Source organism: Photobacterium carnosum (assembly GCF_021236965.1).
GTDB lineage: Bacteria > Pseudomonadota > Gammaproteobacteria > Enterobacterales > Vibrionaceae > Photobacterium > Photobacterium carnosum.
Window position 1 is genome coordinate 76,819 of sequence record NZ_WMDN01000013.1, and the last position, 15,254, is coordinate 92,072.

Sequence of the window (15,254 nt, forward strand, 5' to 3'; positions counted from 1 at the left end):
GCTGTGAATAAACGTGTAACTCAATTATTGCCCGGACTATTAAGTGTCGGGCTTATTCTATTACTGGTGATCGCCGCGATCACCAGCCTTATACTTCATGCTGGACAATGGCAACTGAGTAGCTTATGGCATGATCCTTATCTACGTCATGTGACGCGATTTAGTTTTTACCAAGCCTTGCTGTCTACTTTACTCAGTATTGTGCCTGCAATTGCGATTGCTTACGCACTATCACGACGCAATTTTATAGGTAAACAACTGTTATTACGTTTGTTTGCTATGACGCTAGTGATGCCTGTATTAGTGGCGGTGTTTGGCTTATTAGCGATCTACGGTAAAAGCGGCATCATTAGTCATGGATTAAGCTGGCTCGGATTACCCCGACTCAATATTTATGGTTTAAGCGGCATTTTGCTGGCGCATGTCTTTCTCAACTTACCATTAGCCGTGCGATTTTTACTCCAAAGTTTAGAATCAATCCCTCATGAACAGCACCAATTAGCCACCCATTTAGGCATTACTGGTTGGCATAAATTTAAACTTGTCGCTTGGCCTCGACTACGCCAACAATTACCCCATGTAGCCGGGCTTATTTTCATGCTGTGCTTTACCAGTTTTGCGGTGATCATGTCACTGGGTGGCGGCCCTAAATCAACCACCATTGAACTTGCGATTTACCAAGCAATTCGCTACGACTTCGATCTTGCAACTGGTGCGATTTTAGCGCTATGGCAAATGTTACTTTGTGGCGGATTAGTGTTACTGAGCCATCGCTTTGCCAAACCATTAGCAACCTTTAGTGCCTCTGTGGGTAAAAATGTGGTTAATTATCAAGATAATTGGCGGGCAAAATGGTGGGATTGGAGTTGGATCGTGGCTGCAATATTACTGGTGATCCCACCAATTATTGCCGTTTTTGTTGCTGGGTTAAACCGTCAATTACCGCAGTTATTACAACAACCTGCACTGTGGCATGCAGTCGCTAATTCACTTGAAATTGCGGTCATGGCATGTAGCTTAGCGGTTGTTTTGGGGGTGATGATCTTACTCGCGAGTCGACAATTACGCTTAAATAAACAACGTTTGAGTGCCGATAGTATTGAAATGATCGGCACCATTATTTTAGTTACTCCAGGGCTAGTGTTAAGTACCGGTATTTTCTTATTACTGCGTCAATATACCGATGCCTATGGCGCTGCTTTTTGGGTTGTGGTGGGAGTTAATGCTTTAATGGCACTGCCTTATGTGATCAAAACCCTTAGCCAACCAATGCTGCATATTGCTCAACAATACAATATGTTATGTCATAGTTTAGGCATGCGTGGTTGGTCTCGATTACGACTTGTAGAATGGCGAGCACTGCGTAAGCCTATCGCACAGTCATTGGCTATCAGCTTGGTATTGTCGCTGGGTGATCTCGGTGCAATTGCTTTGTTCGGTAGTCAAGATTTTCAAACATTACCGCTGTATTTATTCCAATTAATGGGTAGCTATCGCATGGATGGTGCTGCTGTGGCTGCATTATTATTGTTATTACTCAGCTTAGGTTTATTCAGCGCAATTGAATATTGCTTCCAGCCTCGGCGAACCAAAGGCAAACACCATGCTTGATATCAACCAATTATGTTATACCTATCAACCTCAACACCAGCATGAACACCCTATGCCGTTAAGCTTTAACTTTACCCTTCAACAAGGTGATATTGCGGCGTTAATCGGTCCAAGTGGTGCGGGGAAAAGTACCTTATTGGCGCTTATTGCGGGATTTTTACAGCCTGATAGTGGTGAAATTTGTATCCACCAGCAATCAATTATTACGCTTGATCCTGCTCAACGCCCCTTATCAATGCTGTTTCAAGAGCATAATTTATTTCCGCATTTAACGGTCTATGAAAACATTGCTCTTGGCGTTGATCCTCGTCTTAAATTAAGTCCCCAACAACGCCAACAGGTACATGATGCAGCGGAAAAAGTGGGGTTAACGGCGTATTTACCCCGCCTGCCCGAGCAGCTATCAGGCGGGCAGCGGCAACGGGTGGCATTAGCGCGCTGTTTAATTCGACAACGGCCTTTATTACTACTTGATGAACCGTTTTCGGCGCTTGATCCTGCGTTGCGTAACGACATGCTACAGCTGGTACAGCAACTGGCTCAACAGCAAGCCATCACCGTATTAATGATCACTCATAGCCCTGATGATGCTAAAAAAATCGCCAATAAATGCATTTTTATTGATAACGGAGAAGTAAAAGCATTTGGGGAGACTGATGTGCTATTAAACCATCCCCAACAACCAGACTTACGTCATTACTTAGGCTTAGCGTAATAACGGCCATAAACAAAGCCGAGCTCAGTATGTTATCCCTAGAGCTCGGCTTATATTGTTAAAACAACAACGATGAACTTAAAGATTTTCTTCCGCAAATTCTGCTAAACGACTTCGCACCACACCATTAATATAAATATTGGCGCTACCCTCAAAGTGTTTAAACCGTTCAACAATATAAGTTAATCCTGATGTTACTGGTGATAAATAATTGGAATCAATTTGTGCCAAGTTACCCGAGCACACCAACTTAGTTCCCTCACCACAACGGGTAATAATGGTTTTAATCTGTGATGCGGTTAGGTTCTGACACTCATCGAGCAATACAAATGCATTTTGAATTGAACGACCGCGCATAAAGTTAATTGATTTAAATTGAATATTGGCTTTGTCAAAAATGTATTTCATTGAACCTTCAGTACAGACATCATGCTTATGTAACGCTTCCATGGTATCGGTTACTGCCGCCAACCACGGCAACATTTTTTCTTCTTCAGTGCCGGGTAGAAAACCAATAGATTCTGCGATTTCAGGGGTATTACGCGTAACAATGATCTTGTCATACATCCCTTTTTCAATCACCTGTTCTAACGCTGCCGCCATCGCTAAAATGGTTTTACCACAACCCGCAGGCCCCGTTAAAATCACCAAATCAATGCTAGGATCAAGCATTGCATCCAACGCCATACCTTGATAAATATTTTTAGGCTGTATACCCCATGCTTGACGATGCATTAAGCGGTCATAACTAATGTCTTTAATGGTGACGTCTTCACCATCAATGGCTTTAATTCGTGCAGCAAAATCCTCACTGTCATCCAATAGATATTGATTAAGATATGGGTTATCAAATAACTCTTTCGGTAACGTATGTAAGGTTGCACGACCCCGATTTTCAGAATGACACTCAGCGACATTGTCCCAGAAATTACCGTTATAACGGTGAAAACCTTTGCTGAGTAAAGCAACATCATCAATCAATTGATCGGAACGGTAATCATCAACATTCAACACCCCAGCCCCTTTGGCTCGTAAGCGCATATTGATATCTTTGGTGACTAATACTACGCTTCTAGGGGCATATTTTTGCTGAAGGAAAAGAACACTATTAAGAATACGGTTATCACCTGCTTTATCACTAAAGGCATGTACCGTTTGTTTGACTTCATAATCAGCAAAAATAGCGATCGTGCCGTTATGTGGAATCTGATCATTAAAAGGAATACCCGCTGAAATTTGTTCAGGGGTCGCATCGTGAAAGATATTTTCAAGGGCGCGAATAGCAACCCGCGCATCACGTGAAACATCACGCTTACTGTCTTTAATACGATCTAATTCTTCCAGTACCGTCATCGGGATCACGACGTCATGTTCCTGAAAAGAAAAGATAGCGAGAGGTTCATGAAGCAGAATATTTGTATCAAGTACAAACAGTTTCCGTTCGGCATTGTCCATAAGCACCTCCTTGGTAGGGCGAACAACAATAAACTTGGCTATCACTCTTTTAGCTTACGTCAAAATTAACGTTTGTGTTAATTACAGTATTTATAACGATCAGCGTTCATAACAATTAAAGCATCTATTGATTAAACTAAAATGACATTAATACTCACGCTTCTTTTACACACTTTCACCGTGACCTTAATCACATCATGCAGTAACATGACTCCCCCATTTTGAATTATGCGTATGTCATATTATTCATCTATGCATTTAGTTTTATTATAGACGATAAACTGACAACGCGAATTATAACATTTTCCTTTATATCAAATAATTAGAAGGTTTTTAGCACTATGCCATTTGCTTTGGGTCAACGTTGGATCAGTGATACAGAAAGTGATTTAGGTTTGGGCACAGTCGTCGCTATTGAGCCACGTACTGTTAGCTTGATGTTTCCAGCATCAGATGAAAACCGTTTATACGCTCGACATGATGCACCAGTTACCCGTGTAATGTTCAATGTTGGTGATGTGATTGAAAGCCACGAAGGCTGGTCGTTAAAAGTTGAAGCGATCGAAGAAGATAAAGGAATTATCACTTATATCGGTACCCGTATAGATACCGAAGAAAGCGATGTCGCGTTACGTGAAATATTTTTAAGCCATCAAATTCGTTTTAATAAACCGCAAGATAAATTATTTGCAGGTCAAATCGATCGTATGGATCGATTTGCATTACGTTACCGCGCGCTAAAAAATCAATATGAACAACTAAAAAGTCCATTACGTGGCTTATGTGGCATGCGTGCAGGCTTAATTCCGCATCAGCTTTACATTGCTCATGAAGTCGGTCGCCGTTATGCACCACGTGTGCTTTTAGCGGATGAAGTAGGTTTAGGTAAAACCATTGAAGCGGGCATGATCATCCACCAGCAGGTACTATCTGGTCGTGCTGAACGCATTCTGATTTTGGTACCAGAAACCCTACAGCACCAATGGCTTGTAGAAATGATGCGTCGCTTTAACCTTCACTTTTCTATTTTTGATGAAGAACGTTGCGTTGAATCTTTAGCGGATGCTGCTAATCCATTTGATACTGCACAATTTGTATTATGTTCACTTAATTTTCTGCGTAAAAGCCGTCGTCGCTTTGAACAAGCATTAGATGCAGATTGGGATCTACTCATTGTTGATGAAGCGCATCACCTTGAGTGGAGTGAAGAGCGTCCAAGCCGTCAATACCAAGTCGTTGAAGCGATTGCTGAAAAAACCCCTGGCGTATTACTGCTAACTGCAACGCCTGAACAATTAGGCCGTGAAAGCCACTTTGCTCGCCTACGCTTATTAGACCCTGATCGCTTTTACGATTATGAAGCCTTTGTTGAAGAAGAGCGTCTATACGAACCCGTTGCCGATGCTGTATCTCAATTACTTGCAGGTAAAAAACTTGATAGCGATGCTAAGCAAACCCTAATCGAATTGCTTGCAGGTCAGAATGTTGAGCCAATGATCACTGCGATTGAAAATGCAGTTACAGCCGACGACGCAGAAGCACTTGAAGCACGTCACGAATTGATCCGTAACCTAATGGATCGTCATGGTACTGGCCGCGTGTTATTCCGTAACACCCGTTCAGCGATCAAAGGTTTCCCTAAACGTCACCTTAATATGTACCCATTGCCGATGCCAAATCAATACAGCACTGCAATGCGTGTTGCTGGCATGATGTCAGGCAAACTAAGCATTAACGAAAAAGCAATTAAACTGCTTTATCCTGAAGATATCTATCAAGACTTTGAGGGTGAATCAGCCACATGGTGGAACTTTGATCCTCGCATTAACTGGCTGTTAGATATGCTAAAAGCCAATCGTAATGAGAAAGTATTGGTGATCTGTTCTCGTGCTCAAACTGCATTAACACTAGAACAAGCCCTGCGTGAGCGTGAAGGTATTCGTGCCACCGTATTCCATGAAGGGATGTCAATCATTGAACGTGATAAAGCGGCAGCATATTTTGCTCAGGAAGAAAGTGGCGCTCAAGTATTAATCTGTTCAGAGATTGGTTCAGAAGGTCGTAACTTCCAATTTGCTAACCAATTAGTGATGTTCGATTTACCGAGCAATCCTGACTTGCTAGAACAACGTATTGGTCGTTTAGATCGTATCGGTCAGCAACGTGAAATCGAAATCCACGTACCGCATCTTGAAGGTACCTCACAAGCTTTATTGGCACGTTGGTTTAACGAAGGCTTAAATGCCTTTGAAGAAACCTGCCCAACAGGCCGTCCGGTTTATGAAGCAGTATGTGAAGAATTAATCACGCTACTTGCCAGTGAGAAGCAAGACAGTGACGCACTAGAAGCGGTGATCACTCAAAGCGCTGCGCTACATAACGAACTCAAAACTAAGCTAGAGCAAGGTCGTGACCGATTACTGGAAATCCACTCTAACGGCGGCGAAGCTGCTCAACAGTTAGTGGAGCAGATCAGCAGTAAAGATGGCGATACCAACTTAATCTCTTTCGCACTAGGCTTGTTTGATACTATCGGTCTTAACCAAGACGATAAAGGTGAAAATGCAATTGTAGTAACACCATCAGAACATATGATGGTTGCAAGCTACCCGGGCTTACCTTATGACGGTTGCACCATTACTTTTGATCGTAACACTGCACTGTCACGCGAAGATTTGCACTTTATCAGCTGGGAACACCCAATGATTCAAGGTGGCATTGAATTATTATTAAGTGAAGGTGTTGGTACGACTGCGGTTTCATTACTGAAAAACAAAGCGCTGCCTGTCGGTACATTGTTATTAGAACTGATTTACGTGGTTGATGCACAAGCACCAAAACAATCAGGTATTGGACGTTTCTTACCGAAAACACCGATTCGTATTCTACTTGATAGCAAAGGTAACAACCTTTCTGCCAATGTTGAGTTTGAAAGTTTTAACCGTCAGTTAAGCCCGATTAACCGCCATTTGAGCAGTAAATTAGTTAACTCAGTGCAAAAAGAAATCCATACGCTAATTGCCCATGCTGAACGCGAAATTGACAAAGAATTAGTCACTGTTCGTAGCCAAGCACAAGCCGAGATGGAAGCCACATTACAAGCTGAACATCAACGTTTACTGGCATTAAAAGCCGTCAACCCTAACATTCGTGATGACGAGTTAGAGTTAATTGAATCCCAAATTTCAGATTTGACCGATTACATCGCCAAAGCGCAAATTCAACTTGATTCATTACGTTTAATTGTTGTTAGCCATAACTAATTACTAACGTTCTCATCATAAAAATTCAGCCGCCAATTATATGTTTACTACATTTAATCGGCGGCTTTTTTATGGCTATAACATTATAGACATACCACTTGTAATATATTCATATTAGTCTACTGACCAAATTTTTCACTCTCACCGATGTGCGCATCATTAAACCATTGCTAGTATTGAACTATAATCCACCAGCCGATCCTTGGTTAGATACTCTCTAACGATATTATCGCAGTCAACAAACCTTCAGGTTTATTATCTAATCTCGGTCGTCAACCTGAGCACCATGACAGTGTATTTGCATTAGGACACCCTATTTCAGGTGATAACTTCTATGCCAATGCTGAATCAATTACGACATCACCGCGACTGTTATTACACGCAGCAGAGCTAACCTTTACTCGCCCTAAAACTAATAAGCCAATGCATCTTTTTGCACCGTGTGAGTTTTATCTACAAGCACCAACCCAAACAATTTACCCATAAGCGGTAGGCTTCTTTCACAATGAATGCTAGCGTAAAGCTTGCATTCATTGTTTATTGAGATGACCCATGGAAACCATCGTTTTTCTTGATCATGGAACCATACCTGCACACATTAGTATTCCTCGCCCAACTTTTTGTCACCAATGGCATCAGCACGCTACAACTACACCATCACAAGTGATTGCGCGCCTACAACTCGCTACCATTGCAATCACCAATAAAGTTGTCCTCAATAGTCAGGTTCTGGCCAAGTTACCACAACTTAAATTTATCGCTATTGCCGCAACAGGCACCAACAATGTTGATCTCGACTATTGTCGCAGTCACAATATTAAAGTCGCCAATATTCAAGGCTATGCCACTCGCTCGGTACCAGAACATGTTATCGCGATGATCTTTGCCCTCAAACGCAATCTTGCCGGCTATCAACAAGACATTGCTAACGGTGAATGGCAACATCAGCAACAATTTTGTTTTTTCACGCATTCCATTACTGATGTCGCAGGATCAACCTTAGGGATCATGGGTAACGGCAGTTTAGGTCAAGCCGTTGCAACGGTTGCTAAAGCCCTCGGAATGAACGTTCTATTTGCCGAACATGCAGGGGCAACCCAATGCCGTGATGGCTACCATCCCTTTGAGCAAGTTCTGCGGGAAGCTGACATCATTAGCTTGCACTGTCCACTGACAGCAACCACTAAAAATATGATTGCCGCGCCACAATTGGCACTGATGAAATCAAGCGCAATAATTATTAATACCAGCCGTGGCGGTCTGATTAACGAACAAGCCTTAGTGGATGCGCTACTCTCATGCCAAATAGCGGGTGCGGGTATCGATGTATTTACAACTGAGCCTGCATTGCCGTCAAACCCATTAATCGCTCATTGTCAGTTGCCAAACCTAATTTTAACGCCCCATGTGGCGTGGGGATCAGACTCAGCCATTCAAACATTAGTGAATCAATTGATTGATAATATTAATAGCTTCCATCAAGGCACCCATAAAAATCAGCTTTAATCTCAATTTTCAGCCACAAAAAAGCGAGCATTACGCTCGCTTTTTTTATTACAGTTCAATCATTGTTTCCGTTAGTTGACTATTTAAAGCCTTTTTCTTTACGGATCAAATCATAAGCAGCTTGTAGCTCTTGGGTTTTTTGCTTAGCGATTTCCATCATTTCTGGTGGTAAACCTTTTGCTGCCAATTTATCCGGATGGTGTTCATTCATTTGTTTACGGTAAGCACGTTTCACTTCTTGTGCTGATGCTTCATCATTAACACCTAACACGTTAAACGCATCGGCTAATTGGTCACGAGTGGGTGGCGCTTTAAAACTACCGCCTTGCTGCTGATGATAACCGCCTTGTTGAAAACGGAATGCGGCTTCTTGCATTTGTAAACGTTGCTCTAATTGGGCTTCAGAGAAACCAAGATAACGTGCAATTACATGCAATAACTCACGCTCTCTAGGATGTAATTCACCGTCAGCGAACGCCGCTTGAATTTGAAGCTCTAAGAAAAACTGTAATAAATCAGCACGTCCAGCACGACTACGAACGCGGTTAAGGGTTTCTTCTAGAGGGAAGTTATCTTCTTTTCCTTCACGGAATGCATTTTGTGCTTGGCGACGAGATTCACCTTGTAGCCCCATTCGATCCATGATCGTACTGGCAACACGAATTTCATTTTCAGTTACGCGACCTTTGGCCTTCGCCATGTGTCCCATGGTAGCAAAACAAGCATTAAAGAACTCAGCTTGACGCTCAGCATTAGTGGCATTTTTACCACCAAAACCGCTAAAACCACCATTCCTTTTGCGGGCATACGCTTTATCAAATTGATGACCAATAAATAAGCCAATTAAAAAACCTATATATTTAGGGCCAAACAATAATCCCAGTAGAGCACCGAAAATTTTTCCCCATATACCTGTTCTCTGCATTCTATACTCTCTGGTAGTTCGTTAATTTTTTCACTGTTTACCCAACAGCATGCGCTGAAAAGATGCCGTCGCGTTAAATTTGCATTATGATAGCTGTCATTTGTCGGGAATGCTTGTAAAAAGCGCAACAATTCGCCTTGCACCAAATTGATACAGGAATGTTGAATTAGATGTCACTTACCTCTCACAGTTTACTAGCCACCATGATTAGCTTAGCCCTATATGGCCCTGCAATGGCTGCTGATATTACCCCTACAAACGGTGATACTCACACCCCAAAAAATATTGCTGATCCAGCTAATAATGCAATTAATGGTAACAAAAATCCAATTGCGATGGTACGTGGTGTCTGCATCCCGGAAAAAGATCGCAAACAAGACACCAATAATGAACCCATCCATATCAGTGCTGACCGTGTTGAAGCACAACAAAATACAGCAGCTGTATATTCAGGTGATGTGATCGTAAAACAAGGTACGCGGACGATTGTTGCTGATAAAGCGACCTTGCAACAACCTACCAACATTGTGACCGCTAACGGCAATGTTTTCTATCAAGATGGTAGCATGGATATTGATGCCAAAAGCTTAACCAGCGACCTTGATACTAAAGATGCCCAAATGAATGATGCGGTCTATCAAATGACCTGTCAGGCCGGCCGTGGTGACGCTAAATTAATTGAACGTCGTAATGTTGATGGCACTCAATTTTATAAGATGAAAGACGGCACATATACAACCTGTCCAAGTAAGGATAAAAGTTGGCGTTTTGCCGCTGGCAGCCTAGAACGTGATGGTGACTCACCATTTGCCGATCTGTATAACGCCCGTTTTGAAGTGCTTGATGTACCTATTTTTTATCTACCGTGGTTACGTGTTCCAGTTACTGATCAACGTCTTACTGGTTTTCTATATCCGTCAATTAGCTACGGTTCGAAAAACGGTATGGAGCTAGAAACACCTTTTTACTGGAACATAGCACCCAATTACGATTTAACTTTCACCCCCAAGTATATGAACCACAGAGGATTACAGTTAACCTCTGAATTTCGTTATTTGTCTGATTTTGGTCAAGGTAAAGTAATCGGTGAATATTTAGGTCACGATAAAAAATACCAAGACTATGATAAACGTTGGGGTTTCCAATGGACACACAGCGGTATTATCGATGAAAACTGGTTACTGAATATTGATTACAGCAAAGTCAGTGATGCTAAATATTTTGATGACGTTGACTCAATTATCGGTCAACGTGAAGATAATAACCTGCTACAAACAGCATCGTTGGCGTACCGTAATGATAATTGGGACACCAGCTTAATGGTACGTGACTTCCAACCACTAACAGCAAGTGGCGAAGGCACGCAATACCGTTTAATGCCTCAACTATCAAGTACCTACTATAAATCAGATCTTCCTTATGGTTTAGATTTTAGTTTACCGATGAGTATCAGTAAATTTGATACCGATGATAGATCTAAACCAACAGCTGATCGGGTTACCTTTGATCCAACATTAACTTTGCCATATGCAACGCCTTGGTGGTCTGTCACCACCCAAGCTAAATTAAGGTATGCCCATTACAACCAACAATTTGATGTTAATGAAAATTCAAAATTAAGTACTCTCGATAAAACAGCTAATCGTACGGTGCCAGAATTCAGAGTCAACAGTAGCTTGTATTTTGAGCGTGACACCTCAATTATGGGCGAACATTACACCCAAAGCTTAGAGCCACAGTTACAATATTTATACGTTAAAAATGTTGACCAAAGTGGCATCTATAACCCGGTTAATTATAACGGTGGAGGCTACGACTCAACCCGTTTACAACAAGACTATTATGGCCTGTTTAGTGATAGAACATATAGTGGTCATGATTACATCGCACCAGCGAACCAATTTACGGTCGGTGCCACAACGCGTTACTATGATGCAAACTTTAAGGAACGTTTTACCCTTTCATTGGGTCAAATTTTCTATATTGATAAACCCATCGCTGATGGCACTGAAGCAAAAAGTTATTCTGCAACGGCACTAGAAACTGAATTTAACCTTGACGATAATTTGTTCTTCAAAAGTTCAATGCAATATGACTCAAGTGAAAATGAGGTTCAGCAAGGCAGTACTGCGGTTGAATACCGTAATGGACGAGTTTTTGTTCAGCCAAGTTATCGCTATGTATCAAGTAGTTACTTAACTAAATATGTTGAGAATCCTAATGTTGAAGTTAATGGTAAACGTGACGGTATTTCACAATTAGGCTTATCTGCAGGTTTCCCTATTAACGACAACATTGATATTACCGCGGATTATTTCCAAGATATGAATGTCAATAAAATGCTAGAGAGCCGTGTAGGTTTAGTTTACCGCTCTGCATGTTGGATGATAGGTTTAAGCTATAATCGCTATGCAAAAGATCCATTGAACCAGGATTTTACCGAATACGACAGCAATGTTAGTTTCTCGTTTAGTCTCCTTGGACTTCAAGGTGCGCGACCAATTGGTCAAGCTTCAGATGATGGCGGCAATATTCTGGGTTATGCAGACCCATTCACACTTAAAAATTAATGATCGTGGCGATAATACATATCGCCACTCAACATGACGGACTATAAATGAAAAAGTGGAAGTATTCGGCGCTAAGCGTAATGCTAATGGGTATGACTGCAACAGCAGTTGCGGCTCCCCAACTGCAAGAATTAAATCAAATTGTAACCACAGTTAATGATGGCGTTATTTTACAAAGTGACGTTAATGCAATGCTGAAAACCGTTCATCTTAATGCTGAAGCAGCAGGCCAACAACTGCCTCCTAACAATATTTTACGTCAGCAAGTGATGGATAAATTGATTATGGAGAATTTGCAGATCCAACAAGCGAAACAACTGGGTTTACGAATTGATGAAAGCCAACTAGATCAAGCAGTTGCTGATGTTGCTAAACAACGTAAAATGACCGTAGCGCAATTGCGTCAAGATTTAGCCAGTGCGGGTATTAGCTACCCTATGTTCCGTGAACAATTACGTAACGATATGCTAGCCTCTGAAGCACGCACTATTATTGTTCGTAAGCGAGTGAATATTCTTCCTCAGGAAGTGGACAACCTAGCAGCGCAATTAGCAAAACAAACCCAACAAAATGTGCAATATAACATCAGTCAGATTCAAATTGCCGTTGATGACGATGCAGATAAAGCCACCCGCGAAAAAGCCAAACAAGAAGCGGATAAAATTTATGCCGAGCTAAAAAAAGGCGCTAATTTTGCTGAATTGGCTTACCGTTATTCAAAAGGCCCTAAAGCACTGAAAGGTGGCGAATGGGGCTGGATGAGCAAAGAAGAAATGCCAACGATTTTTGCTGACCAAATTAAAACCAGTAGCAAAGACAGTGTCATCGGTCCTTTCCGTAGTGGTGTTGGTTACCATATTTTAAAAATTAATAACGTTAAAGGTATGCCAACAGTTTCTGTAGTTGAAGTAAAAGCACGCCATATTTTAATTAAAACCTCTGTTATTCTCAGTGATGCGGCTGCAAAACGTGAACTAGAAACGATTCGTCAAAAAATCATTAGCGGCAAAGAAACATTTGCAGCAGCAGCAAAACAATACAGCGCAGATCCTGGTTCTGCGGTGAATGGTGGCCAATTAGGCTGGCAAGTACCGTCAATCTATGCACCAGCTTTTGAAAAAGAAGTAGAAACATTACCGATAGATAAAATTAGCCAACCGTTTAAATCACAGTTTGGCTGGCACATTGTTGAAGTAGAAGGTCGTCGTAATGTCGATCGTACTGAAGCGGCATTAAAAAATCGTGCGGCTCAAATCCTATTTAATCGTAAGTTTAATGAAGAAGCACAAACCTGGTTACAAGACCTACGTGCGGGTGCATATATCGAACAAATGAATAAGGTAAATAATGGCTAATAACAAGCATATGACTAACATACAACGGATTGTCATCACCCCTGGTGAACCGGCCGGAATTGGCCCTGATTTAGTCATTGCCTTGTGCCAACAACATTGGCCGCACCAACTTGTCATTTGTGCTGATGCGCAGGTTATGGTAGAACGTGCGGCTCAATTAGGTTTACCTTTAACCATTTTACCTTATCAACCCGAGCTAACCACTCAGCCGCATCAAGCCGGCACCATGACAGTGGTTCAGGTTGATAGTGCTGTTAAGGTTGTCTCCGGGCAACTTAACGAGCAAAATGGTCTCTATGTATTAGCGACACTAGAGCGTGCAGCCTTAGGCTGTATGAATGGTGAATTCGCAGCGGTTGTTACCGGCCCCGTTCATAAAGGGATAATCAACCGCGCTGGGGTTTCTTTTAGTGGTCACACTGAGTTTTTTGCGCAGCAATCAAATACAGCGCAAGTTGTTATGATGCTCGCAACTGAAGGTTTACGCGTTGCTTTAGTAACAACCCATATTCCTTTAAACTGTGTCGCAAAGGCCATTACAGAACCTCGGCTCAAACAAGTTATTCGTATCTTGCACGCCGACTTAGTCACTAAATTTGGCATTGAATTCCCAAAAATTTATGTTTGTGGGCTCAATCCTCATGCAGGTGAAGATGGCTGTTTGGGAATGGAAGAAATTAACACCATTACTCCAACATTAGAGCAACTACGTCAACAAGAAGGTATGGATCTTATCGGGCCGTTACCGGCTGATACCATCTTTCAAGAAAAATATTTAGCTAATGCCGATGCGGTATTAGCCATGTATCACGATCAAGGGTTACCGGTGCTAAAATACAAAGGCTTCGGTAAATCTGTCAACATTACGTTGGGACTTCCCTTTATCAGAACTTCAGTAGATCATGGTACCGCACTGGAACTCGCAGGTACTGGGCAAGCAGACATAGGTAGCCTTCGGACAGCGCTATCCCACGCCCTCGAATTGGTAGAAAAACAAGCATGAGCAGCGATCAAGTCCACTTAGGTCACCGCGCGCGTAAGCGCTTTGGCCAAAACTTTTTAAAAGACCCATACATTATTGATGGCATTGTGTCAGCGATTAACCCTTTACCAGGCCAAAACTTGGTAGAAATTGGCCCCGGCCTTGGTGCAATCACTGAATATGTTGGCAAGTTAGTTGATAACTTTACTGTTATCGAACTTGACCGAGATTTGGCAGAGCGTTTACGCAACCACCCCGATCTTGCCTCAAAACTAACGATCCATGAAGGCGATGCAATGCGCTTCGATTTTACGCAACTTATTCAACCGAATAACAAGCTGCGTATCTTCGGTAACTTGCCTTATAACATCTCAACCCCGTTGATGTTCCACATTTTTGAGTTCCATAAAGACGTATTAGATATGCACTTTATGCTTCAAAAAGAAGTGGTTAATCGTCTAGCGGCAGGTCCAGGTAGTAAGGCTTATGGTCGTCTAACGGTGATGGCACAGTATTACTGTAAAGTGATGCCTGTACTTGAAGTGCCGCCAGAATCTTTTGTACCAGCACCAAAAGTAGATTCTGCCGTAGTACGTTTAACACCATATGAAGTATTACCGTTCCCATGTACTAACCGTAAATGGTTAGATCGTGTGTGTCGTGAAGGCTTCAACCAGCGTCGTAAAACAATTCGTAACTGTTACAAAGGCTTGTTCACTCCAGAGCAACTTGAAGCGCTAGGCGTTAACCCTGGTCATCGCCCTGAAAACATTACGGTTGAACAATTTGTTGCTATGGCGAATTGGCTTGACGTTAATTTCCAAAAAGAAGAGCAATAACGTTATCGCGCATTAACAACGGCGCACATAACA

The 15,254-nt window shown here is 42.0% G+C and carries 10 protein-coding genes; 8 read left to right on the forward strand and 2 right to left on the reverse strand.

The features are described 5' to 3' along the window. Positions 1–3 precede the first annotated feature (3 nt). Positions 4–1,611, forward strand: coding sequence for a thiamine/thiamine pyrophosphate ABC transporter permease ThiP (gene thiP / locus GLP24_RS13070; RefSeq protein WP_232616133.1), 1,608 nt, complete (start codon positions 4–6; stop codon positions 1,609–1,611). Further along, positions 1,604–2,326: a thiamine ABC transporter ATP-binding protein gene (gene thiQ, locus GLP24_RS13075; RefSeq protein WP_107237511.1), complete on the forward strand. Its 723-nt coding sequence runs from the start codon at positions 1,604–1,606 to the stop codon at positions 2,324–2,326. Before thiP ends, thiQ begins: the two co-directional genes overlap by 8 nt. 78 nt (positions 2,327–2,404) lie before the next feature. On the opposite strand, the gene GLP24_RS13080 is transcribed toward thiQ, so the two are convergent. After that, positions 2,405–3,781 (reverse strand): PhoH family protein, encoded by a 1,377-nt coding sequence (locus GLP24_RS13080; protein WP_232616134.1) that lies wholly within the window; start codon positions 3,779–3,781, stop codon positions 2,405–2,407. A gap of 341 nt (positions 3,782–4,122) precedes the next feature. Here GLP24_RS13080 and rapA point away from each other — a divergent pair, with 341 nt between their 5' ends. Further along, positions 4,123–7,044 (forward strand): RNA polymerase-associated protein RapA, encoded by a 2,922-nt coding sequence (gene rapA, locus GLP24_RS13085; protein ID WP_232616135.1) that lies wholly within the window; start codon positions 4,123–4,125, stop codon positions 7,042–7,044. A gap of 552 nt (positions 7,045–7,596) precedes the next feature. Beyond that, a complete protein-coding gene (locus GLP24_RS13095; protein ID WP_232602979.1) occupies positions 7,597–8,550 on the forward strand; it encodes a D-2-hydroxyacid dehydrogenase in 954 nt (317 codons plus the stop codon). A gap of 79 nt (positions 8,551–8,629) precedes the next feature. Here the strand turns inward: GLP24_RS13095 and djlA are convergent, their stop codons facing one another. Continuing rightward, positions 8,630–9,475 (reverse strand): co-chaperone DjlA, encoded by an 846-nt coding sequence (djlA, locus tag GLP24_RS13100; protein ID WP_101769209.1) that lies wholly within the window; start codon positions 9,473–9,475, stop codon positions 8,630–8,632. Positions 9,476–9,645: 170 nt separating this feature from the next. Between djlA and lptD the strand changes: the two genes are divergently transcribed. The 4 genes from lptD to rsmA are packed head-to-tail and all read left to right on the forward strand — an operon-like array spanning position 9,646 to position 15,221. After that, the gene (gene lptD / locus GLP24_RS13105; RefSeq protein WP_152654001.1) at positions 9,646–12,045 is read left to right on the forward strand and encodes an LPS assembly protein LptD; all 2,400 of its coding nucleotides are present in this window, start codon (positions 9,646–9,648) and stop codon (positions 12,043–12,045) included. A 47-nt stretch (positions 12,046–12,092) separates the two neighbouring features. Next, positions 12,093–13,400 carry a peptidylprolyl isomerase SurA gene (gene surA / locus GLP24_RS13110; protein ID WP_232576143.1) on the forward strand — a complete coding sequence of 436 codons (1,308 nt, stop codon included), beginning with the start codon at positions 12,093–12,095 and terminating at the stop codon, positions 13,398–13,400. A gap of 10 nt (positions 13,401–13,410) precedes the next feature. Then, entirely contained in the window at positions 13,411–14,403 is a 993-nt protein-coding gene (gene pdxA / locus GLP24_RS13115; RefSeq protein ID WP_101769269.1) for a 4-hydroxythreonine-4-phosphate dehydrogenase PdxA, read from the forward strand. Continuing rightward, positions 14,400–15,221 carry a 16S rRNA (adenine(1518)-N(6)/adenine(1519)-N(6))-dimethyltransferase RsmA gene (gene rsmA, locus GLP24_RS13120; RefSeq protein ID WP_101769206.1) on the forward strand — a complete coding sequence of 274 codons (822 nt, stop codon included), beginning with the start codon at positions 14,400–14,402 and terminating at the stop codon, positions 15,219–15,221. The genes pdxA and rsmA overlap by 4 nt, the downstream gene beginning before the upstream one ends. Positions 15,222–15,254: the final 33 nt, after the last annotated feature.

What these genes read in the sequence shown, in the direction of transcription:
- surA (WP_232576143.1), top strand. Translation starts at nt 12,093, where the DNA reads ATGAAAAAGTGGAAGTATTCGGCGCTAAGCGTAATGCTAATGGGTATG.
- djlA (WP_101769209.1), bottom strand. Translation starts at nt 9,475, where the DNA reads ATGCAGAGAACAGGTATATGGGGAAAAATTTTCGGTGCTCTACTGGGA.
- thiQ (WP_107237511.1), top strand. Translation starts at nt 1,604, where the DNA reads ATGCTTGATATCAACCAATTATGTTATACCTATCAACCTCAACACCAG.
- GLP24_RS13080 (WP_232616134.1), bottom strand. Translation starts at nt 3,781, where the DNA reads ATGGACAATGCCGAACGGAAACTGTTTGTACTTGATACAAATATTCTG.
- pdxA (WP_101769269.1), top strand. Translation starts at nt 13,411, where the DNA reads ATGACTAACATACAACGGATTGTCATCACCCCTGGTGAACCGGCCGGA.
- lptD (WP_152654001.1), top strand. Translation starts at nt 9,646, where the DNA reads ATGTCACTTACCTCTCACAGTTTACTAGCCACCATGATTAGCTTAGCC.
- GLP24_RS13095 (WP_232602979.1), top strand. Translation starts at nt 7,597, where the DNA reads ATGGAAACCATCGTTTTTCTTGATCATGGAACCATACCTGCACACATT.
- rapA (WP_232616135.1), top strand. Translation starts at nt 4,123, where the DNA reads ATGCCATTTGCTTTGGGTCAACGTTGGATCAGTGATACAGAAAGTGAT.
- rsmA (WP_101769206.1), top strand. Translation starts at nt 14,400, where the DNA reads ATGAGCAGCGATCAAGTCCACTTAGGTCACCGCGCGCGTAAGCGCTTT.